The following is a 22,580-nucleotide window of genomic DNA, read 5'->3' on the forward strand; positions in this document are numbered from 1 at the left end:
TTGAAAAGGAAAACTCCAATAAAAAAACCCAACTGCTTTAGGGCAGCTGGGTTCAGTCATAGCAGTTAAAATTGTCTTTTACAGGATTCGCAATTCTATGCGGCGGTTTTGCTGGCGGTGTTCCTCGGAGTCATTGGGCAGGAGCGGTTTGGTTTCTCCGTAGCCTCTGAAGCGCAAGCGGGTAGCCTTTACGCCCTGGCTGACCAGGTACGTGTACACCGACTTAGCCCGGTTCTGGGACAAGAGCTGGTTGTCATCGTCGGAGCCTACGTCATCCGTGTGGCCAGATACTTCCACCTGCACATCGGGGTACTGTTTCATGAAGCCCACGAGCCGGTTGAGTTCCGTCCGCGACTTGGGCTTTAGCTCATACTGCTTGGTGTCAAAGAACAAGTTATTGAGCACGATGCTGCGCCCAGCCCGGACGGGTTCCAGGTAAATGTCCAAGGTCAGCGGGTCGAAGCTGCGCTTGTCACTATAGTCAAAGCTCAGGCTCTTCATCAGGTACTTGTCGGCGGCGGCGTACATAGCGTACTGGCGGCCCTCGTTTAGCACCACCGTGTACTCGCCGTTTTCCGCATCGGAGCCCACGTATTGCACCAGCTCGTCGGTATTCAGATCGTAGAGCTGCACATCGGCCCGGATGGGCTTCTTGGTAAACGCATCAAAGACCCGGCCCTGGGTGTAGGTACTGGTTTCGCGGGCTCGGATTTCCTTGGGCACCTCAAAGCCGAACAGCTCTACCGGACGGTCGCGCTCCTGCTTGACACCTGGTGCGGCGGCCCGGGAGCGGGAGCAGAATCCCCGGCGGTTATCCGAGCTGATAAAGAGGGAGGCCTCATTCTCAAAGGTATTAAGCGGGTAGCCTAGGTTTTGAGGAGTGTTCCACTTGCCGGCCCCGAGCTGCTCACACCGGTAGATGTCCAGCCCACCCATGCCGACCAGACCATCGGTCACGTAGTAGAGCGTGGTGCCGCTGGCGTGGATGAAGGGCGCCATATCCTTACCCGCCGTGTTCACGGGGGCGCCCACGTTGCGGGCCAGCGTCCAGTTGCCGTCAGCGCCCAGCGTAGTCACGTAGATATCTTCCTGGCCTTTGCCCCCGCGGCGGATACTGGTAAAATACAGAGTTCGGCCGTCGGCGGAAAGCGTGGGCTGGGAGTCCCACTCCGGCGAATTCACGTTGCGGCCCAGGTTCTGAGGCTTGCTCCAGGTGTTGCCCGTGCGCCGGGAGATGTACAAGTCACAGTTGCCCACGGAGTTCGGCCGGTCGCAGGAGGCAAACACCAGCGTTTTTCCGTCGCCGGAAATTGTACCCGCGCCTTCGTTGTAGGGAGTGTTGATGGCCGGCGAAATGGAAGCCGGCGCATCCAGGGTACCGTCCTTGTTCTGGCGGCTAACGAACAGGTCTTCTCCGCTTTCGGCCGTCGGGCGGCCGGTAAACAGCAGAAAGCGGCTATCAGCAGTAAGCGCCGGGAAATACTGAAATCGGTAGGTATTCAGCGGGCCGGGCAGCCGCTCCGGTTGAATACCGGTGGGCGCCGCCATTGCCTTCAGGGCAAACTCGCAATTGAGCAGTTGGCGCTGGGCCCGCGGCGCGTTGCGGGGGCTTTTGGTGGCGGTTTTCAGGTATTTTTTGTAGCTATCAGCAGCCGTGGCGTACTCGCCGAAACTCATGGCTAGCTCCCCGAGGGTAAAGTAGTCATTGGCCCGGGCGGGGTCCAGGGGAAGCTTACTAATCCCGTCCCGGTACGACTCGAAGGCAGCGCGGTTTTCACCCATGGCCTTCAGCAGGGAGCCTCTCATCAAGTAAGGCTCGCCCAGGGAAGGAAACTTCTGGTTGAGCTGGGTCAGCGTTTCAATGGCTTTGTTGAACTCCCGGTCTTTGGCTTGCTCCTGGGCTTTGTCCCAGAGGTTGCGGGCCTTGGTGTTGGTAGTGCTAAGCTTGGCCTGGGCAGCAGCTGGCAGGGGAACGACCTCACTTACGGCTATTGCCAACAACACCACAAACGGAACGGAAAGTAAACGGCGCATAGGCGGGTAGGGCGCTACGGAATGTCGAGGAACTTATGAGTCTGCAGCGACACCTGCCACTGCGGATTGGCTTTTACGTAGTCAACAATAAGGGGCATCATCTGGGCGGCCTTGCTCCACTCCGGCTGCAGATACAGGCGGCACTCCGGCCCAACCGCAGCGGCATGCTGCTCGGCCCAGGCAAAATCGTTCTTGTTAAACACCACGATTTTCAACTCGTGGGCAGCAACCAGTACGGAAGGCAGTGGCGCCTTGAATTTCTTGGGCGAAACGCAAATCCAGTCCCACTCCCCGCTTAGCGGATAGGCCCCGCTGGTTTCAATCCAGTTGCGGCAGCCGGCCGCGTGCAACGCGGCGGTTAAAGGGGCCAGATCATGCATGAGCGGCTCGCCACCGGTGATAACCACGTTGCGACCGGGCTCGGCCGTAACGGCGGCCACCAGCTCAGCAAGGGTTTGACGCGGGTGCGCGTCCAGGGGCCACGACTCTTTCACATCGCACCACACGCAGCCCACATCGCACCCGCCCAGGCGAATGAAGTAGGCAGCGCGGCCAGTGTTATAGCCTTCGCCCTGAATCGTATAAAACTGCTCCATTACGGGCAGTGTAAGCGCCGCAGCCGCCTGAGTCGGGGCTGCCGACGTAACGGGAAGTTCGTGCAGCAAAACGCGTATTCTGAAAATAATAAGTCGGGCCGCTGGGGCGGGCCCGGTGGGTTAGCACCGGGCCTGTTTACCAACGGCCCGACTTTAAAAGTAGTACACCGCCCCGAATTCTAAAAGCCTGAGGCGGTTTTAATTGGATTTTGAGGTCCAAAGCAAGGGTTGAAGCTGAGCTATAACCAATTGGGTGTAGCCTACAGCCGGTGTTGCCTAGCGCTGACGACTCGCTTACTTGGCATATACCTCTCCCTTGGCCGTCCGCAGCGTGTTAAGCAGTAGCATGGCAATGGTCATGGGGCCTACCCCGCCCGGTACCGGCGTGATATAAGAAGCCAGGGGCGCCACCTCGGCAAAGTTCACGTCTCCCTTAAGCGCCCACCCCGATTTTTTGGTGGTATCCTCCACGCGGGTTGTGCCTACGTCGATGATAACCGCGCCGGGCTTCACCATGTCGGCCGTAACAAACTCCGGCCGGCCCAGGGCGGCTACCAAAATATCGGCGGAGCGGGTTATTTCCACCAGGTTTTGAGTTCGAGAATGACATAAAGTAACCGTGCAGTTGCCCGGCTCTAAGTTCTTAGCCAGCAAGATGCTAACTGGCGTACCCACAATGTTACTACGCCCAATTACGACGCAGTGCTTGCCATCGGTTGGTAGCTCATAGCGACGCAGCAACTCCACAATTCCGGAGGGGGTAGCGGGCAGCAACGCGGGTAGCCCGGCCACCATCCGACCAATGTTCATGGGGTGGAAGCCATCCACATCCTTTTCGGGGCGAATGGCTTCAATCACCTTGTTGGTGTCGATGTGCTTAGGCAAGGGCAGCTGCACAATAAAACCGTCAATTTCCGGATCCTGGTTGAGCTCCTCCACCTTGGCCAGCAACTCGGCTTCGGTGATGTCGTCCTCGTAGCGCAGCAGCGTACTCCCGAACCCTACCCGTTCACAAGCCAGCACCTTGTTGCGCACGTAGGTTTCGGAGCCGCCATCGTGGCCAACCAGAACAGCGGCCAAGTGCGGTACCTTTTGGCCGGCCGCCTGACGCTGGGCTACTTCGGCGGCAATTTCCTCTTTAATAGCCTCGGCGGTCTGCTTGCCGTCAATCAGGCGGTAGGTAGTAGCTTCGGGAGCAGTGGTCATGGGTACGGGGGTTAGGCTAAATCCTGCGGTTGGTCGGGAATGCGTTTGTGGTCGTGGGCGGCAATGGCGGCGGTACCGGCGGCTTGCAGCGCGGCTTCCATGGCGGGCCAATCGTCGCGCCACCGGAACTTGCGCTCCTGCCCTTTGATGATCTTGTCTAGTTGCTCCTGGCTTGTACAGTTCTTGAGAAGGGTATCGGACATGTTTTGCGATGGTAAATCATTACACGCCGTGTCAAGAAGTGCATGAGGTGAAAAAAGAAGTGCGGTAACAACAAAAAGCGCGGCCCGTTTCGGAGCCGCGCTGGGGGTATTAGTCGATTTTAAGAACGGCCAGGAAGGCCTCTTGTGGGATTTCAACGGAGCCCACCTGACGCATCCGCTTCTTGCCTTCCTTTTGCTTCTCGAGCAGTTTGCGCTTACGGCTGATGTCGCCGCCGTAACACTTGGCAATTACGTTTTTGCGCAGGGCTTTCACCGTTTCCCGGGCAATGATTTTCTGCCCAATGCTGGCCTGAATGGCAATTTCAAACTGCTGGCGGGGTAGCAATTCCCGGAGCTTTTCGCAGAGGCGGCGGCCCCAGTCGTAGCTCTTGGAACGGTGCACGATGGCCGACAACGCATCGACCTTCTCGCCATTCAGCATTACGTCCAGCTTCACCATGTCCGACTCACGGAAGCCGATCAGCTCGTAGTCGAGGGAAGCGTAGCCGCGGCTGATGGTTTTGAGCTTGTCAAAGAAATCAAACACGATTTCTGACAGGGGCAGCTCGAAGGTCAGCTCTACCCGCTCCGAAGTTAGGTAACTCTGACCCTTGATAATGCCGCGCTTCTCCATGCAGAGCGTGATAATGGGCCCTACGTAATCAGCCGCCGTGATGATCTGGGCTTTGATGTAGGGCTCCTCGATCAGCTTAATCATGTTCGGCTCCGGCATTTCGCTCGGCGCGTTGATGGTCAGGCGCTGATCTTTGGTGCCAGTAGCGTGGAACTGCACTGAGGGCACGGTAGTAATTACCGTCATGTTAAACTCGCGCTCCAGGCGCTCCTGCACAATTTCCATGTGCAGCATACCCAGGAAGCCGCACCGGAAGCCGAAGCCCAGAGCCACCGACGTTTCAGGCTCCCACACCAGGGAGGCGTCATTGAGCTGGAGCTTTTCCATGCAGGAACGCAGCTCCTCATACTCAGTGGTATCTACGGGGTAAATGCCGGCGAATACCATGGGCTTGACATCCTCGAAGCCCTGAATGGCTTCGGCCGTGGGCCGCGCTACGTGCGTGATGGTGTCCCCTACTTTTACTTCGCGGGCCTCCTTGATGCCGGAAATCAGGTAGCCCACGTTGCCGGCCCCAATTTCGGGCCGGGGCTCCTGGTTCAAGCCCAGAATACCAATTTCATCGGCGCCGTACTCCTTGCCCGTGGCCATGAACCGGAGCTTGTCGCCCTTGCGCATGGTGCCGTTCTTGATGCGGAACAGTACCTCAATGCCCCGGTAGGAGTTGAATACGGAGTCAAAAATCAGGGCTTGGAGCGGGGCTTCCGGGTCGCCTTGGGGCGCCGGAATTCGCTCACAAATGGCGTTCAGAATGGCTTCGATACCAATGCCGGATTTGCCCGAGGCCGGAATGATTTCTTCCCGCTCGCAGCCAATCAGGTCCACAATTTCGTCCGACACCTCCTCCGGCATGGAGTGGGGCAGATCAATTTTATTGAGAACGGGGATTATGGTCAGGTCGGAGCCGATGGCCAGGTAGAGGTTGCTGATAGTCTGGGCCTCGATGCCCTGGGAGGAATCCACAATCAGCAGGGCGCCCTCGCAGGCAGCAATGGAGCGGGATACTTCGTAGCTAAAGTCGACGTGACCGGGCGTATCAATCAGGTTGAGCGTGTACTGCTCGCCCTTGTACTGATACTGCATCTGGATGGCGTGGCTCTTGATGGTGATGCCCCGCTCCCGCTCCAGGTCCATATTGTCGAGCAGCTGAGCTTGCATATCGCGCTTGGCTACCGTGCTGGTAAATTCCAAGAGGCGGTCGGCCAGGGTGCTCTTGCCGTGGTCGATGTGGGCGATGATGCAGAAATTGCGGATGTTCTTCACTAGAGGCGGTTTTTTCCAGAGGCGAAGGTACGAAAAACGACCCGTAAAAGCTAACGGAGCCCGTTTGCCCAGCCCGCCCCCTGTGCCCGGGGTTAGCCGGTTGGGCTGTACTTGCCGGTCAGCCCCTCCCCCTTCCCACCGCTGTAGAACCGCCTGCCTAGGCTAAGCCAGAGCCGGGCCAGTACTACCGCCCCGCCTACCAGAACTATGCGCTGCGGATGCCGTTCTTAACTGAACACTTTCTTTCCTGCTAACCAGATAACTCGTATGGGCATTACTCTTCAGCAAGCGCAACTGGCCGTGCAGGCCGCGCACGAAAAGGCGCAGCAAATGGGCGTCAAAATGAACATTGCCGTGGTTGACTCCGGCGCCAACCTCGTGGCCTTTATCCGCATGGATGATGCCTGGCTGGGCTCCCTGGATATCTCCATTAAGAAAGCCAAGACGGCGCGCTTCTTTGACATGCCCACGGGGGCCATTGGGGGCCTCTCCCAGCCCGGCGGCTCCTTGTACAACATTGAGCATTCCAACGGGGGCCTGATTACCTTCCCGGGCGGGATTCCGCTCAAGAACCGCGAGGGCCAGATATTCGGCGCCATTGGCGTGTCGGGCAGCACCGTGGAGGACGACCATGCGGTGGCTGAGGCGGGCGTACAGGCGCTGTCGGGCCAATAAACTAGCATAACGCCACGCGGCAACCGAGGAGGACGCCGGGCCCAACAGGGGCGGCCGGGGTGCGGGAAAGCGCCCTGGCCGTTTTGTTGCCGGCACCTTTTGCCGCCGCCGCCACCTGCGACGGCCGTATATTGCAGGCCACCTACCAAGGCGGCGCGCTGCCTTGTCCTGTTTTCTAGAATGCCACCCAGATATTGTTTACTGCTTTTATTCTCGCTGGTCAGCCTCAGCCTGCGGGCTCAGAACATCATCCTCGAAGGCCGTATTCTGAACACGCACACCAATGAGCCCGTGCCCTTTGCTACGCTGGGCGTACCGGGCCGGGGGCTGGGCACCGTGGCCGATGAGCAGGGCCGCTACCTGCTGCGCCTACCCGATCTGCGGGATACGCTCGTGGTTACTTGCGTAGGTTTTTCCCGGCAGGTTGTCTTACCCACGGCCCTGGCGGCCGGCCAGCGCGAGTTTCGGCTGGCCCCGCAGGAGCAGGCCCTAGGCGCGGTGGTGGTGGAGCACCGCCGGGTGCATCCGGGCCAGCTGGGCCGCAGCAAGGAAAAGGCCGATGTGCTATGGACGGGAGGCTCAAGCGGCAAAGAAACCGTGGACGACGAGTGGGGCTGGGAGCTGGGCACCGTGCTGCGGCCTACCCATCGCACTTACCTCGAAGAATTTCACGTTTTTCTAGCCGCCAACACCTACGAGCACCTGCGCTTCCGCCTGAACCTGTACGCGCTGGAGCAGGGCCGACCGGGCCGGGCACTACTCTCCCGCGACGTACAATTGGTGTGCAGCAACCGCCAACGGGGTTGGCTCACGCTGGATCTGCGGCCCTACGAAATCATGCTGGAATCCCAGCCGGTAGTAGCCACCCTTCAGTGGCTGCAAAGCGAGAAAACCAATCCGTGGGAAAAGTACTTTTCCATACCCGTAACGCGCCAGCCCAAGCACGTAATGGTGGAACGCGAAAATAGCGAGGCCGCCTGGACTACCCACGCCCTGCAGCCGAGTTTGTACTTCACGGTAATGACGGAATGAGCAAGACTACCATAGCTGGTCTGCCGACTCGTTTTTGCGTATCTTCCGCTTGTCTACAATAGCTCCGTTATGCGCCCTACTATCACCGAAGACGTTATTACGCTCCGCAGCCCGGTGCTGGCCAATATGTCGGACGACGAGTTTTTCGACTTCTGCCAGTTGAACTCCGACTTGCGGATTGAGCGTACTGCCAACCACGAAATACTACTTATGTCGTCTACTGGCAGCCGTTCCGGCAAACGCAACGCCCGCCTTACCGGGCAACTATACAGCTGGTATGCTCAGCACTCACAACAAGGCGAGGTATTCGATTCCAACACCGGTTTTACCCTCCCCGATGGCTCCGTACTGTCGCCGGATGCTTCCTGGGTTTCGGCAGCCAAGTGGAACGCCCTGACCACCGAACAGCAGGACAAATTTGCGCCTGTATGCCCGGAGTTTGTAGTAGAGCTGAAATCGGCTACCGACTCCCTGAAAACCCTACAGGCCAAAATGCTCGACTGGCTCCGCAACGGTGCCCAACTGGCGTGGTTCATCGTGCCGGAAACCGAAACCGCCTACCTCTACCGCCCCGGCCAACCCGAGCCGGAAGTGGTGCAAGGCTTTGAGAAGGAGCTATCCGGCGAAGCCGTACTGCCGGGGTTCCAGCTACGGCTGGTGGAGCTGCGGTAAGTATGTGGAGTTGGTGGAAAGAGTATCACCGTCTAAAGCAGCGGGAACAGTTGGTTGCAACGCTACTGGCCGCCTCTTACGAAGCAGGCTTGCTGCCGCGTGATTACGCCTATGCACAAGACATGCTTTTAGTAGGCGAATATGGCTGTGCCTTCGACATCATTGTTCAACAGCTTTATGAGCATGAGGTGGAAATATCTCCAAACTTGTTTGCGCTTGTAAAACGGGCCGCTGATTCGATATTACTAACCCCTGGGAGTTATTTTTTTCTTCGTGAGCTTATTAGGTCACCTGACCATATCCCTCTTCCCATCAGAAAGAAAGTGGCTTCCCTGATTAGTTCTCTGCGTCTAGCGCAGTAATATCATTAAAGCCCCGCGCCCACCTCGCGGGGCCTTTTTATGCGCCTTGCAACGCTCTGTACCTACCGCTGCTCTTCTGCCTGAACCTATTCGGCAAGTTATATGCGTCTGATTTTTTGGTGGAGCATCGTGTTCATTCTGTTTCCAACCTACGGGCTGCGTGCTCAAACCCTGCACGGCACCGTGCTCCACGATTCTCTGGCAACGCCCGTACCGTTCGCCTCCGTAGGTGTCCGCCATAAGCCCTTCGGAACGGTAACCGATGCGCAAGGCCGCTTTAGCTTTCCCGACTCTCCCGGGCTAACGGCTCAGGATACGGTGGTTGTTTCCTGCGTCGGCTACTACCCGGTTCGGCTGTCGGTACCAGCCCTGCGGCGGCAAAGCCCAGCCCTGGTTCGGCTGCGGCCCCGGGCGCAGGCGTTGCGGGAGGTAACGGTACGCTCCCAGAGGCTACGCCCGGAAACGCTGGGGCACACGGGCAAAACCGGCCTGGCTCGTTGGGGCATCAGCAGCATGACCCCGGACAGCACCCGCCGCGATATGCGGGGTAGGGAATTTGGTACCTTTCTCCGGCCCGCCCGCAGCTGCTACGTCGACAGCTTCAACGTGTACATCGACAGCAATCCGTTCCGGGCAGTCCGGTTCCGGCTGATGCTGTATACGGTCCTGGACGGGAAGCCAGCTACGGCTCTGCTACCGGATGACGTGCAGTTTGTGGTGCGTGACCAACGCACCGGTTGGATTTCAGTGGATTTACGCTCCTACAACGTGCAACTAGATAAAAAGCAGCCGATAGCCTTGGCCCTGCAGTGGCTCGATAATGACACGCCTTTTTCGGAGCGCTGGTTCTTCGGTATTCCGGCCGTGTTTCCCGCCCCGCTGCACCGGGTGTTTGGCCGGGATAAAAGCCAGGCGAATTGGAAGACGTACCCCATGCAACCTAGTATGTACCTAACGGTTCAGAGTTGGCAAGAGTAAAGCCGGCTTTGCCACTGCTGGCCAGCCGCGCCACCAATCTGCTACCCCCTATTGCTGAACCTGCCCCGCGCTACCATGCCGGGGCTTTTTTCGTACCTTCGCTACCCCAAATTCCACCCAAACCTCCCGCGCTATGCAAGCAGCTCCTGTAGCTCCGTATAAGCCCCAGAACCACATCCGCATCGTGACGGCGGCGGCCCTGTTTGATGGGCACGACGCCGCTATCAATATCATGCGCCGCATTATCCAGAGCAGCGGTGCCGAAGTTATTCACCTGGGCCACAACCGCTCGGTGCAGGAAATCGTGGACTGCGCCATTCAGGAAGACGCCCAGGCCATTGCCATTACCTCCTACCAGGGCGGCCACAACGAGTACTTCAAGTACATGTTTGACCTGCTGAAGGAGCGCAGGGCGGGACACGTAAAAATCTTCGGCGGCGGCGGCGGCGTAATCCTGCCCACGGAAATCGAGGACCTGGAGGCCTACGGCATCACCCGCATCTACTCCCCCGACCACGGCCGCGCCATGGGCCTGCAGGGCATGATCAACGACCTGCTCCAGAAGTCGGACTTCCCCACCGGCCAGAACCTGAACGGGGAGGCCGGCCACGTAAAAGAGAAAGACGCCCGCAGCATTGGCCGCCTTATTTCCGCCGCCGAGAACTTCCCCCAGGAGTTCGAGCGGGTGAAAGGCCAGTTGATTGCTGATTTTCAGAAGTCAGAGTTTGGCTCGGACCAGCGCCTCAATGCCGCTTCGTCGGAGTCTAAGAAAGCCCCTATTCTGGGCATCACTGGTACGGGTGGCGCAGGTAAGTCATCGTTGGTAGATGAGCTGGTGCGCCGCTTTCTGCTCGACTTCCCGGAGAAAACCATTGCCATTATTTCGGTTGACCCGAGCAAGCGCAAAACCGGCGGCGCCCTGCTCGGTGACCGGATCCGGATGAATTCCATCAACTCGCCGCGGGTGTATATGCGCAGCCTGGCCACGCGCCAGAGCAACCTGGCCCTGAGCCGCTACGTGCAGGATGCCGTGGACGTGGTGCGCGCCGCCGACTTCGACCTGATTATCCTCGAAACCTCGGGCATCGGGCAGTCCGACACCGAAATCATTGAGCACTCCGACGCCAGCCTGTACGTGATGACGCCCGAGTACGGGGCCGCTACTCAGCTGGAGAAAATCGACATGCTCGATTTTGCCGACGTTATTGCCCTCAACAAGTTCGACAAGCGGGGTGCCCTCGACGCCCTGCGCGACGTGCGCAAGCAGTTCCAGCGCAACCACCAGCTCTGGGACAAGCCCTTGGACGAGATGCCCGTGTTTGGCACCATCGCCTCGCAGTTCAACGACCCCGGCATGAACCGTTTGTACCGGGCCGTGCTGGCAACCGTAGAGGCGAAAACGGGGGTGCCGTTTGCGTCGCAGCTCGAGACTACCAAGGAGGACTCGGAGAAGATTTATATCATTCCGCCCCACCGCACGCGTTACCTTTCTGAAATAGCCGAAACCAACCGCCAGTATGACCAGTGGGTTCAAAAACAGTCTGACACCGCTCAGCAACTCTACGGAATCCGGCAAGCCATCGGAGCCGTCCAAAGCCTCGGATACAACCCCGCCAGTGGAGGACCTGGCGCTGGGAACGGCAGCCACGCCCCCGGATCAGGAAACCTCGTCGCCGGCCTGGAGAGCACCTTCGAGGAAATCAAGCTCCGGCTGGACGGCCAAAACTGGAAACTCCTGGAGACCTGGCCGCAAAAGGTAGCCGCCTACAAAGCCCCGGAGTTCATTTTCAAGGTGCGCGACAAGGAAATCCGCATCCAGACGCATACCACCAGCCTCAGCAACCAGCAGATTCCCAAGGTGAGCCTGCCGCGCTACACCGCTTGGGGTGATTTGCTGCGCTGGCAGCTCCAGGAAAACGTGCCCGGTGAGTTCCCTTATACTGCGGGCGTGTTCCCCTTCAAGCGCGAGGGCGAAGATCCTACCCGCATGTTTGCGGGCGAAGGCGGCCCTGAGCGTACCAACCGCCGCTTCCACTACGTATCGGCGGGCCTGCCGGCCAAGCGCCTGAGCACGGCCTTCGACTCGGTGACGCTCTACGGCGAGGACCCCGACCACCGGCCCGACATCTACGGCAAAATTGGCAACGCCGGCGTGAGCATCTGCTGCCTCGACGATGCCAAGAAGCTCTACTCTGGCTTCAACCTAGCCAACCCTAGCACGTCGGTGTCCATGACCATCAACGGTCCGGCGGCTACGCTGGCGGCTTTCTTCATGAATGCGGCCATCGACCAGCAGTGTGAGCTGTATATTAAGGAGAATGGCCTGGAGGCCGAGGTTGACGCCAAGATCAATCAGATTTACCAGGAGAAAGGCTTGGAGCGCCCCCGCTACCAAGGCGAATTGCCCGCTGGCAACGACGGCCTGGGCCTGCTGCTACTCGGCGTGACCGGCGACCAGGTGCTGCCCGCCGACGTGTACTCCACCATCAAGGCGCGCACGCTCAGCCAGGTGCGCGGCACCGTGCAGGCCGACATTCTGAAGGAAGACCAGGCCCAGAACACCTGCATCTTCTCCACGGAGTTTGCCCTGCGCCTCATGGGCGACGTGCAGGAGTACTTCATCAAGGAGAAGGTGCGCAACTTCTACTCGGTGTCGATTTCCGGTTACCACATTGCCGAGGCCGGCGCCAACCCCATCACGCAGTTGGCCCTCACCCTCAGCAACGGCTTCACCTTCGTGGAGTACTACGTGAGCCGGGGCATGGACGTGAACGATTTTGCGCCCAACCTGTCGTTCTTCTTCTCCAACGGCATCGACCCCGAGTACGCCGTAATTGGCCGCGTGGCGCGCCGCATCTGGGCCAAGGCCATGAAGCTGAAGTACGGCGCCAACGCCCGCTCGCAGATGTTGAAGTACCACATCCAGACCAGCGGCCGGAGCCTGCACGCCCAGGAAATCGACTTCAACGACATCCGCACCACGCTGCAGGCCCTCTACGCCATCTACGACAACTGCAACTCTCTGCACACCAACGCCTACGATGAAGCCATTACTACGCCCACCGAAGAATCGGTGCGCCGGGCTATGGCCATCCAGCTCATCATCAACCGCGAGCTAGGCCTGGCCAAGAACGAAAACCCACTGCAGGGCTCCTTCATCATCGAGGAGCTCACCGACCTGGTAGAGGAAGCCGTATTGGCCGAGTTCGACCGGATTACGGAGCGTGGCGGCGTGCTGGGCGCCATGGAAACCATGTACCAGCGCGGCAAGATTCAGGAGGAAAGCATGCACTACGAGATGCTCAAGCACACGGGCGAGTATCCCATCATTGGCGTGAACACCTTCCTCTCCTCGAAAGGCTCGCCCACGGTGGTGCCCGCCGAGGTTATCCGCGCCACGGAGGAGGAAAAGCAGTATCAAATCACAATGCTCCAGAACCTGCACGCCCGCAACCAAGGCACCACCGAGCAGCGCCTAAAGCAGCTGCAGCAAGTAGCAGTAACCAACAGCAACCTCTTCGAGGAGCTAATGGAAACCGTGAAGTTCTGCTCCCTAGGCCAGGTGACGAATGCGCTGTTTGAGGTAGGCGGCCAGTATAGAAGAAATATGTAATACGGCTAGTTTGGTTGAATGAAAACGGGTGCTACCTCAGCAAGGTAGCACCCGTTTTCATTTTTCATTAACTGCGAATACTATTTCTGTATAGATTAAGCAACGAGCAAACCATACAACAAACCTACAGTTAATACTATCATCAAAATTAACCATCCATATCCTTCCCAGCTATTATCTAGCTTAGAGAGCTTATTTTCATCTAACCGCCATTTGTATTTTCTTAATTCATTACGAAGGTGAGCAACAAACGAATAATAGTTTGCAATTTCAAAAGAACTCACTTTAATTATTTTTCCTCCTTGACATAATATCACAACCTGCTTACCTCGGTATACATTGAAGTCTTTCAAATCATGTGATGAATCTATTCTAAGTTTTTGCTCTTCAATTGCTTCAATCTTATTGAGCTCTATTATTCTCTTCCTGAATTGCAGCGGCTAAGTAATTATTAGTTCATTATCAATTATTGCAAATAGACGGATTGATAGTAACATGACGATGCTCATACAAGCAAAAAATACAAATATGCTTCCCAGCCCCCATATCATTATCTTAGCAGTAGCTATGCCAATCCCTTCAACTTCTCCTAATGGCCTGAATAATAACATATAAGCTAGGCAACTGCAAAAAATTGCGCCCGTAACGCTATAACCTATATAAAGTGATTTTATTCTAGACGAATAGATTATGTTCTTCAAAGCTGTACTTTTTTGCTTCGAAGATAGTGCTTACTGGCTCGGCTTCTCCATCTATCGTTAGTTAGGCGTAGCGTAACTCGTGGCTGGCCTCGCCAGAAGCCCCAACATTCCCATCCACCCCAGCGGCAAGCCGGTACCGCGCCGCTTGGGGTTATCCGAGCGGCGCGGTTTCGTTATAGTCGGCAATGATAACTTCCCTTATTCCTGGCCTTGCTCAGCTAGTATCCGCTGGGCGATGTCGGTGTGCTTGTCGTCGGCTTGTTTGGCTTCCTGCACGCAGGCTTTCAGGTTTTGCTCGGTTTGGGTGAGGCCGGCGGAGGCGGCGTACGAGGCGACTGTGCCGAAGGAAGCAATCCAGTAGTGCAGGGCCAGTTGGCCGCTGGCAATGATGCCCAGGTCGCGCGTGGTGTCGGAGGTGGCTTTGGCCCGGATTTTCTTGCTCACGCGGTAGTGGGCCTCCAGAATTTCATTGTTCTGGTTTTCGGCGCCGCCTACTTCGGCAATGGCCTGCTCAATGCGCTGGGCCCACTGCTTGGCGGTTTCGTTGCCTTCTTGCAGGGCGGCTTTCAACTCCGGGTGGGTGGCATCGTTGAGGATTTCGTCGGTGGCCTGGGCTGCCACTTGGCTGCCGGCCTGCTGGGCCGATAAGCCATCTTTGATGAGTTGTTTTAGGTCGTCGGTTTCCATAGCTCAGAAGAGTAAAAGATCAAGAGCAAGTGCCTCTTGCTCAGCTATTTCAACGACCCCTATTTCACTTTGTTCGCCTCTGCAGGCATCAACAAGCTCTATGCATTTGTTTTGCTTTGCGGGCTTACTATCAACATTTTACACTTCCAAGGTATCAGTTTAACACCTGCAGTAAAGAAGTAAGCTCAACGCTTATTATTCCCTAAATCCAATTGCTAAAGTCGTACAGAGACAGGCGTGCTGGCACCACGCTCTATACATAGTTATTAGCTTGTAAATCAATAGTATATCACTTAGCCACAAACTAAATTGCTACGAAACAGAACGTAAAGCATTCCCGCGCAAATCGTTCTTAAATAATACTTAACCGCCGCTTAGCGGTGAACCAGGAAGGGAACATTAAGTATTAGTTAACTCACTGCTGAAGCCTAGCAAATCAGACTGTCTAAGCCGAAAATGACAATATCCTGTAGGTAACTCTTATCGCTCAGCTTACCTGGTTATCACAAGCCAGCAGAGCACGCTTGGCTTGGTTCTGTAAGGCAGCTTGGAGAAGGTCGTAAGCTAGGTAGTATGGCAAGCATTATACATGATTAATTGAGAGCCAACCACCTACGCTTGACCACTTGACCAACACATCTAGAAACTCGGCAACTGCGTAGAGTACCCCGGGTATCCGTGGCTTTACCTGTTTGCAACTTGGAGAATGAGTTTACTTACTGCGTTTTTGGTGCTGGTCACCTGTTCCTCATTTCAACAACAAACTGACATCCCGCCTCAGGCTCCTGATACGAGCATCGTTTATATTAAGCGGCGCATCGTGCTGCCCGAGGTGCCCCAGCGCGGCCGTATTCTGGACCGCCACGATTCGGTACTGGTAGCCACTCGTCCGCAATACCTCTTAAAACTCCCGCGCCGACCACCGCTTGATACGCTGGCGCTAGGCCAGTTGCTGGGTTGGGGCCCCACTACCATCCGGAGACGCATTGCCGATGCCCTGCCGTATGAGGAAGCCCCGGCGGGCTACCCAGTACAGCTGCGACTCACGGCGGCCGAAGCAACGCGGGTACGCCGCAAAAGCCGCGACTGGCCTACCCTCACCCTAACCGAAAGCCGCCAGCGCACCTACACCACCAGCGTGGGCGCCCATGCGCTAGGCTACATGGCAGCCGAGGCGGAGGCATTTTATAACCAAGCTCAGCGCTACCGCCGAGGCCGTTTCTACCAACTGCGCAACAGTGGTATAGAAGGCTACTATAATGGCATTCTTAACGGGCGCCGGGGCACGCTACACCCCTTGGTGGATGAGCAAGGCCAGACGCAGGGCAGTTGGGCACCCGACACCACCTTTCAGCAAGGCCAGGATCTGCACCTGACCCTTGATATAAAGCTCCAGGCCTACGCCGAGCAACTCCTGGGCCGCCGTAAAGGGTACCTGGTAGCCCTTGATCCACGTACCGGGGAAATACTGGCCTACGTGTCGGCGCCCATCTACAAGCCCGCTACCATCACCGCTCCCGATTTGGCTGGGGTGCGCGCCAAGCTACTGCAACAGGAAGGCATGCCGCTGATTAACCGGCCGGCTATGCGCGCCAATCCGCCCGGCTCCGTGTTTAAGCTGGTGAATGCCGCCGTGGCGTTGCAACTAGGTTCTATCACCCCTACTACCGGTTTCCGCTGCGACCAGAAACTCGTCAGCTGTGTGCATCGTCACCCGGCGCCCAGCAACCTAATTGCCGGGCTCAAATACAGCTGCAACCCCTACTTCTACCAGGTGATGGGGAAACTCATCAACTACGTGCCGGATAGTTTGGTGCAGGACACTGTAGCTGCCCGCCACGTCAACCTAGCCGAGTGGCGGCGCTACGTTCGGTCGTTTGGTCTCGACTCCGTGCTGGGGGTAGACATACCACGCGAGGCACCGGGCTTCCTGCCTACCCCCGAGTATTACGACAAGGCCCGGGGCACCACCCGGTGGCGGTACCGCTCTATCTACTCCCTTAGTATAGGCCAAGGCGAAATAAACCTTACAGGCCTACAAATGGCCAATATGGCGGCCATTGTTGCTAACCGCGGCTGGTACTACCCTCCTCACTTGGTACGAAGCGTCGGGGACAGTGGGCCACTGCCGCGCTTTACCCAGAAGCGTTATACTCTGGTAGATAGTGCCCACTTCGCGGCCCTGGTGCCTGGTATGGTGGCCGTGATGCAGAAGGGAGGCACAGCCGATGCCTCTAGCCTCGCTGATGTGGGCATTACGGTGGCCGGTAAAACGGGCACCGTAGAAAACGACGAAGGCAACGACCACGCCGCCTTCGTGGGCTTCGCCCCGGCCGAGAATACCCAAATAGCCGTAGCCGTGTACATTGAGAACGGGGGCTTTGGCGCTGATGCCGCTGCGCCCTGCGCCGCGTTAGTCATGGAAAAGTACCTGCGCGGCTACATCGCGCCTAAGCGTAAGCGCTGGGAAGCCCGCATTCAGAGCCGGGCCCGGCATGGCTACTAGCTGTTACTGGGCTACACTCGCAGGTTGCTACTGCTGTGCTGCCTAACCGTAGCTGAAGCCGAGCAGGTTTGAGTTACCTTCATTCGGGACGTTGGACAAGCTAGCGAGACACCATGGGTAACTAGCATCATGTCCGGGGAGGATATAGCCATTAAAGCGACTCCCGAAGCAAAACCAAGCGCTGGTCCAAGCAAATGACCTACTGTATATGCTGATTGATACTCTCCGCCACCTGTTTCAACGTGACCTGAACCGAGTGAAGCAAGAACTCACTTTGTACAACGATGAGCACATCATGTGGCACGTTGAAAAAGGTATAGGCAATTCGGCTGGCAACCTATGCCTGCATGTAGTCGGCAACCTGAATACGTATATCGGGGCTGAACTGGGTGGTATAGCGTATCTCCGGTACCGCGAAGTAGAATTCTCGCTCAAAAACCTTCCCCGGCTGGAGCTGCTGGCAATGCTACAGGACACCAGCCGCAGAGTAGATATATCACTAAAGCAAGTAAACCCCGACATGTTGGCGCGGGAATACCCAATCCTGGTTTTTGACCAGAAAACATCGACTGAATATTTCCTGGTGCATCTGGCCACTCATCTGGCCTATCACTTGGGCCAGATTAATTACCACCGGCGCTTACTCGACTCCGGGCAGCAGTAGCCTGTTTAGCTACGCGCATAGGTAGGAGTTAAGGCTCGGGGCCTGCTTCGCTATCCATATGGCAAACCAACATCGCGCTGCTCAGTAGCAACCCCGTTTACCTTGAAACATGAAAGATTCAGAAAAGCCAGCCCTTGCCGCCCCCGTTACTCTGGTTCGAGCCTTCGGGGTAGTAAGCGGCACGTTGCTGGTGGCGGGCATTGTGATTGGCTCCGGCGTGTTCAAGAAAATCGTGCCGCTGGCGCAGAGTGGCCTGAGCGCGGGGTGGATTCTCGCGGCCTGGGTAGTGGCGGGCCTGATTACCATCTGCGGGGCCCTAAACCTGTCGGGCATGGCCTCGCTCACCGAAGAATCGGGCGGCGTGTATGAGTACCTGCGGTTGTCGTTTGGCAATTTTGCTTCGTTTCTGTTTGGGTGGACGGATTTCGCCATCATCGGCTCTGCTTCGGTGGCAGCGCTGGCGTTTATTTTCGCCCAATCCGTTAACGCCCTGCTCCCCCTGCCCAACCCGGCCGAGGCATGGGCGCACCTTTCCATCGGCGGGCTGATTTACCCCTTCGCCGACTCCGGCATCAAGCTCCTGGCCATCGGCACGGTAGCGGCTCTTACCTGGGTAAACTACCGCGGAGTGAGCGACAGTGGACGGCTCAGCAATGTGTTTACGGCGGCCAAAATCACGGGCATTCTGCTGCTTATTCTCGCCGGTTTGTTTTTGGCTTCTCCGGACTCCGGCGGTACGGCGCCGGTAGGGCCCGTACGGGAAGTCTCACTGGCCAGTGCCTTTTTTAGCGCCCTGCTCAGCGTGTTCTGGGCTTATGACGGCTGGGTGGACCTTTCCTTTGTTACGGGCGAAATTAAAAACCCGCGACGCAATGTTCCCCGGGCCATTGTTGGCGGGGTGAGCGTGGCCATTGTGCTGTACATGCTCATCAACTACATGTACCTGCGCACCTTACCCCTGGCCCAGCTGGCGGCGGTAGGCCCTAACGAAATTGGGGCGGCCGTGGTAGCAGAGTCCTTACTGGGCAAGTGGGGCAAAACGGGCGTGACGGTCCTGATTCTGGTGAGCGTATTCGGCACGCTGAATTCGGTATTACTCTCCCACACCCGCGTGCACTTTCGCATGGCCCAGGAAGGGTATTTCTTTCACTCGGCCGCGACGGTGCACCCGCGCTACCGCACCCCCTACCGGGCTCTGTTTTTCACCCTCACCTGGAGCAGCCTGTTGGTTGTCTCCGGTACCTTCGAGCGCCTGACGGACCTGGTTATTTTCGCCACCTTTCTATTTTATGGCTTGCTGGCCGTAGCGGTGGTTAAAATGAAGCGCCAAGGGCGCATCCCCGGCCCGGTGCCCGGCTACCCCTTCGTGCAAATAATCCTTATTCTGTTCGCCCTTACATTCACCGGCCACACGGTACTTACCCAACCTACCCAGTCGCTTTCGGGCCTGGGGTTGATACTGACTGGACTGCCGTTTTTCGTGTATTTACGTCGGCAACAAGCCCGGCTGCAGCCGATAAAAACCACTAATACAGGCACCTAGGTTAAGGGCAAGAGTGCCTTTTCTTCTGGCACAAGCGTCGCGCAGGATAGTTTCTAACCTAGTCCCTGAAAAAGACCACCGATTAAAGCCGCCTTGGTAGCAAACCAAGGCTACGTGCCGGAATCTGGGTGGTTTATTTTTCAGGGGGGCACACGCGGCGTAGCCACTGCTCGGCCTCTTCGGTGTTGTCGAAGACCTCGGCGTGAAAAGCTTTGAGTTGGGCGTAGAAGTTGGCCGCGGAGCCGTCGGCGAGAGTTTCTGGGGTGGAAATCAGGGCGAAGTAGCGCATGCCGGCCGCGGCGGCATTGGGCGCCCATTCGTTGATGACCCAATCCATGGAATGGTCCCAGGGCCCGCGCACGGCGCGAGTATCGTTTAGAACGCAGGAGAAGCCTGCTTTGGCTAGCGCGGCAGTGTAGGCCTTGGCTCCCTCCTGAATACTGTCGGCGGTTAAGTAGCCTTGCCAGTTTACCCGTATCCACTGGTTGTCATGATCAGTTTCCACAGTCAGGTAAACCCGGCCCAGGGGTGTTTTCAACTCTTGCATAAATACCTCGGTTCGAAATCAAAGATGTATGAGCAAACTGCCTGCACATAGGTTGCACGGGCTATTGTTCAGCGCTGAGCCTTGCGGCTCTTTTCCTGACGCCCTGCTTGGCGTCCTCCAACGACGGATAATATACGGGTTCCAGCACATACGTTTCGGGCTGCGCCACGGCTAGCTGGGCGTACTGTTGGGTTGCCAGCTGGCCAATAATATTTTCGGAGGTAACAATGCTCATTTCGCGCAGGCCCGCCCGGTAGGCCCGCACGTTCCAATCCTGGGCCAGCCACTGCTGAATCTCGTTATGAATGGCGCTCATGCGGCGTGTATCGGCAATCCAGCCCCAGGGCTGCTGCGGGGTAGTGTTGGCCTGGAAATATTCCAGCCCCGTGTTCATCATGTGCTTAAACTGCTCCCGGTTGGCAAAACCATGCAGCTGTACTACAATACAGGGTGTGCCCGCGTCAGCCAGTACCGTAGCGTAGGCTTCCTCTAGAATAGCTTTTTCTACCATAAAGGTCCAGTACGGTTTCCTGGTCGAGCTTGTTTTCAGGCAGGGTGGTTCTGTACCTGCCTACTTGCTAACATGAACTTGCAAGGTGCACTCCATTCCAGCTCCGCCTAAACAGCCGGCCTGGTTTACGGCTTGCTTGAGGTAGTGAGCAGCTTGGTTAATCGAAAAGCGCGGGGCCGAAGTGTGGCAATTGTCTAGCTTTACCCCATGCGCACGGCTTTCATTTGGTGGGAAAATAGGCTACTAGCTTTGCTTGTGGTGCTGGCCGCCTGCTCCTCCCCCGACCAGCAGACCGGCCAATCGTCGCCGGACCCCACAACCGGGGAAGTCTATTCCCGGCGGCGTATAGTGGTGGCGGACTCCCTTATCCGGGGCCGGGTGCTCGACCGCAACGACTCGGTGCTGGTAGATACCCGCTTGTACTACCTGCTGAAGCTGCCGCGTCGGCCCCCGCTCGATACTCTGGCCCTGGGCCAGCTGCTGGGCTGGGATTCCACTACCGTTCGGCAACGCATTGCCGATGCCCTGCCCTACCCGGATGCCCCACCCGGCTACCCCGTGCAGCTCCGACTTACTGCCACCGAAGCCAAGCGAGTCCGCCGCGACAGCGCCAACTGGCCGATGCTAACCGTAACCGAGCGCCGCCAGCGCAGCTACACCACCGGCGCGGCGGCTCCCGTGCTGGGCTACCTGAGCGCCGAGGCCCAGACTTTCTACCGCCAGGCCAAACGATACCGGCGCGGCCGCTTTTACCGGCTGCGCAACGGCGGCGTGGAAACCTACTACAACGGCCTGCTCAGGGGCCGCCACGGCTACCTCCACCCCTTGGTAGATGCCAAAGGCCGGACCCACGGCAGCTGGGCCCAGGACACTACCTTCCAGCAAGGCCAGGACCTGCACCTGACCATCGACGTGAAGCTGCAGGCCTACGCCGAGAAACTCCTGGGCAACCGCCGCGGCTACCTCGTGGCCCTGGACCCGCGCACCGGAGAAATCCTGGCCTACGTGTCGGCGCCGGTGTATAACGCGGCTACCCTCACGGCGCCCGACCAGGCCGGGGTGCGCGCCGAGCTGCTGGAGCACGAAGACATGCCCTTGCTGAACCGGCCGGCCATGCTGGCTAACCCGCCCGGCTCGGTCTTTAAGCTGGTGAATGCCGCCGTGGCCCTGCAGCTGGGCGCCATCAGCCCCACTACCGCCTTCCGCTGCGACCAGTCGCTGGTTAGCTGCGTACACCGCCACCCCCCGGGCAAGAATCTGACTTTGGGCCTGAAGTACAGCTGCAACCCCTACTTCTACCAGGTGATGCAGCACCTGATTAACCGCCTGCCCGACAGCCTAGCCGTAGATACGGTAGCAGCCCGGCACGCCAACCTGGCGCTCTGGAGCCGCCATGCCCGCTCGTTCGGGCTAGACTCGGTGCTGGGCGTGGACCTTCCCCGGGAAGCCCCGGGCTTTCTGCCTACCCCCGCCTACTACGACAAAGCCCGCCGCACCACCCGCTGGACCTACCGCTCCATTTACTCGCTCAGCATTGGGCAGGGCGAAATCAACCTTACGGGCCTGCAAATGGCGAACATGGCGGCCATCATTGCCAACCGCGGCTGGTACTACGCGCCCCACCTGGTGCGTAGCGTAGAGAAAAGCGGCCCGCTGCCGCGCTTTCTGGAAAAGCACCGTACCCTCATCGACAGCGTCCATTTCGCGGCCCTGGTGCCGGGCATGGTGGCCGTGCTGCAACGCGGTGGCACGGCCGATGCGTCCAGCCTCTCGGACGTGGGCATTACCGTGGCCGGCAAAACCGGCACCGTGGAAAATGATGAGGGCGACGACCACGCCGCCTTCGTCGGCTTTGCCCCGGCCGACAAACCCCGGATTGTAGTGGCCGTTTACCTTGAAAACGCCGGTTTTGGGGCCACGGCCGCCGCGCCCTGCGCCACGCTGGTGATGGAGAAATACCTGCGCGGCTACATTGCACCCAAGCGCAAGCGCTGGGAAAAGCGTATTCAGCGGCGGGCGCAGAGCGGGTGCACCTCGCGTATTTAGTGTGAGGAGCATTTCACTCCAAATTTATTCCAAACGGATCTAGTCTTGCAACAGGGCAAGTAGTCTCTTTTGTGCTAGACTGTTACCTAGCTATGCTTCCAATCATC

Annotated in this window: 19 protein-coding genes; 10 read left to right on the top strand and 9 right to left on the bottom strand. The window is 57.8% G+C overall.

Annotated features, from left to right (window positions below; translation table 11 throughout):
* Positions 1-78: 78 nt before the first annotated feature.
* The 5 genes from IEW18_RS14675 to lepA all read right to left on the bottom strand — a co-directional run bounded on the left by IEW18_RS14675 (position 79) and on the right by lepA (position 5,936).
* Positions 79-2,034: an OmpA family protein gene (locus IEW18_RS14675; protein ID WP_188558611.1), complete on the bottom strand. Its 1,956-nt coding sequence runs from the start codon at positions 2,032-2,034 to the stop codon at positions 79-81.
* A gap of 14 nt (positions 2,035-2,048) precedes the next feature.
* A complete protein-coding gene (locus tag IEW18_RS14680; protein WP_229728757.1) occupies positions 2,049-2,699 on the bottom strand; it encodes a 7-carboxy-7-deazaguanine synthase QueE in 651 nt (216 codons plus the stop codon).
* 225 nt (positions 2,700-2,924) lie between these two features.
* Positions 2,925-3,836, bottom strand: coding sequence for a bifunctional 5,10-methylenetetrahydrofolate dehydrogenase/5,10-methenyltetrahydrofolate cyclohydrolase (locus IEW18_RS14685; RefSeq protein ID WP_188558612.1), 912 nt, complete (start codon positions 3,834-3,836; stop codon positions 2,925-2,927).
* A gap of 11 nt (positions 3,837-3,847) precedes the next feature.
* Positions 3,848-4,039: a hypothetical protein gene (locus IEW18_RS14690; protein WP_188558613.1), complete on the bottom strand. Its 192-nt coding sequence runs from the start codon at positions 4,037-4,039 to the stop codon at positions 3,848-3,850.
* 109 nt (positions 4,040-4,148) lie between these two features.
* Positions 4,149-5,936, bottom strand: coding sequence for a translation elongation factor 4 (lepA, locus tag IEW18_RS14695; protein WP_188558614.1), 1,788 nt, complete (start codon positions 5,934-5,936; stop codon positions 4,149-4,151).
* A gap of 267 nt (positions 5,937-6,203) precedes the next feature.
* Here lepA and IEW18_RS14700 point away from each other — a divergent pair, with 267 nt between their 5' ends.
* The 6 genes from IEW18_RS14700 (at position 6,204) to IEW18_RS14725 (ending at position 13,268) form a co-directional block, all read left to right on the top strand.
* Positions 6,204-6,611: a GlcG/HbpS family heme-binding protein gene (locus IEW18_RS14700; RefSeq protein ID WP_188558615.1), complete on the top strand. Its 408-nt coding sequence runs from the start codon at positions 6,204-6,206 to the stop codon at positions 6,609-6,611.
* A gap of 180 nt (positions 6,612-6,791) precedes the next feature.
* Entirely contained in the window at positions 6,792-7,643 is an 852-nt protein-coding gene (locus tag IEW18_RS14705; protein WP_188558616.1) for a carboxypeptidase-like regulatory domain-containing protein, read from the top strand.
* 69 nt (positions 7,644-7,712) lie between these two features.
* Complete coding sequence (locus IEW18_RS14710; RefSeq protein WP_229728758.1) at positions 7,713-8,315, top strand: Uma2 family endonuclease; 603 nt, start codon at positions 7,713-7,715, stop codon at positions 8,313-8,315.
* A 2-nt stretch (positions 8,316-8,317) separates the two neighbouring features.
* On the top strand, positions 8,318-8,677 hold the full coding sequence (locus IEW18_RS14715) for a hypothetical protein (RefSeq protein ID WP_188558617.1): 360 nt from the start codon (positions 8,318-8,320) through the stop codon (positions 8,675-8,677).
* A 102-nt stretch (positions 8,678-8,779) separates the two neighbouring features.
* Positions 8,780-9,655: a carboxypeptidase-like regulatory domain-containing protein gene (locus tag IEW18_RS14720; protein WP_188558618.1), complete on the top strand. Its 876-nt coding sequence runs from the start codon at positions 8,780-8,782 to the stop codon at positions 9,653-9,655.
* A 133-nt stretch (positions 9,656-9,788) separates the two neighbouring features.
* A complete protein-coding gene (locus IEW18_RS14725) occupies positions 9,789-13,268 on the top strand; it encodes a methylmalonyl-CoA mutase family protein (RefSeq protein WP_188558619.1) in 3,480 nt (1,159 codons plus the stop codon).
* Positions 13,269-13,363: 95 nt separating this feature from the next.
* Here IEW18_RS14725 and IEW18_RS14730 read toward each other — a convergent pair whose 3' ends face one another.
* Together IEW18_RS14730 and IEW18_RS14735 are read right to left on the bottom strand one after the other, a co-directional pair.
* A complete protein-coding gene (locus IEW18_RS14730; RefSeq protein WP_188558620.1) occupies positions 13,364-13,621 on the bottom strand; it encodes a hypothetical protein in 258 nt (85 codons plus the stop codon).
* Positions 13,622-14,167: 546 nt separating this feature from the next.
* Positions 14,168-14,656 carry a YciE/YciF ferroxidase family protein gene (locus IEW18_RS14735; RefSeq protein ID WP_188558621.1) on the bottom strand — a complete coding sequence of 163 codons (489 nt, stop codon included), beginning with the start codon at positions 14,654-14,656 and terminating at the stop codon, positions 14,168-14,170.
* Between the two features lie 706 nt (positions 14,657-15,362).
* On the opposite strand from IEW18_RS14735, the gene IEW18_RS14740 reads away from it, so the two are divergent.
* The 3 genes from IEW18_RS14740 to IEW18_RS14750 all read left to right on the top strand — a co-directional run bounded on the left by IEW18_RS14740 (position 15,363) and on the right by IEW18_RS14750 (position 19,369).
* Entirely contained in the window at positions 15,363-17,162 is a 1,800-nt protein-coding gene (locus tag IEW18_RS14740) for a peptidoglycan D,D-transpeptidase FtsI family protein (RefSeq protein ID WP_188558622.1), read from the top strand.
* Between the two features lie 208 nt (positions 17,163-17,370).
* Positions 17,371-17,826 carry a DUF1572 family protein gene (locus IEW18_RS14745; protein WP_188558623.1) on the top strand — a complete coding sequence of 152 codons (456 nt, stop codon included), beginning with the start codon at positions 17,371-17,373 and terminating at the stop codon, positions 17,824-17,826.
* A gap of 109 nt (positions 17,827-17,935) precedes the next feature.
* On the top strand, positions 17,936-19,369 hold the full coding sequence (locus IEW18_RS14750) for an APC family permease (protein ID WP_188558624.1): 1,434 nt from the start codon (positions 17,936-17,938) through the stop codon (positions 19,367-19,369).
* Positions 19,370-19,502: 133 nt separating this feature from the next.
* On the opposite strand, the gene IEW18_RS14755 is transcribed toward IEW18_RS14750, so the two are convergent.
* Positions 19,503-19,874 (bottom strand): STAS/SEC14 domain-containing protein, encoded by a 372-nt coding sequence (locus tag IEW18_RS14755; protein ID WP_229728760.1) that lies wholly within the window; start codon positions 19,872-19,874, stop codon positions 19,503-19,505.
* A gap of 103 nt (positions 19,875-19,977) precedes the next feature.
* A complete protein-coding gene (locus IEW18_RS14760) occupies positions 19,978-20,427 on the bottom strand; it encodes a hypothetical protein (RefSeq protein ID WP_188558626.1) in 450 nt (149 codons plus the stop codon).
* A gap of 207 nt (positions 20,428-20,634) precedes the next feature.
* On the opposite strand from IEW18_RS14760, the gene IEW18_RS14765 reads away from it, so the two are divergent.
* Positions 20,635-22,473 (top strand): peptidoglycan D,D-transpeptidase FtsI family protein, encoded by a 1,839-nt coding sequence (locus tag IEW18_RS14765; RefSeq protein WP_188558627.1) that lies wholly within the window; start codon positions 20,635-20,637, stop codon positions 22,471-22,473.
* Positions 22,474-22,580: the final 107 nt, after the last annotated feature.

The organism is Hymenobacter glacieicola (genome assembly GCF_014640315.1).
Lineage (GTDB): Bacteria > Bacteroidota > Bacteroidia > Cytophagales > Hymenobacteraceae > Hymenobacter > Hymenobacter glacieicola.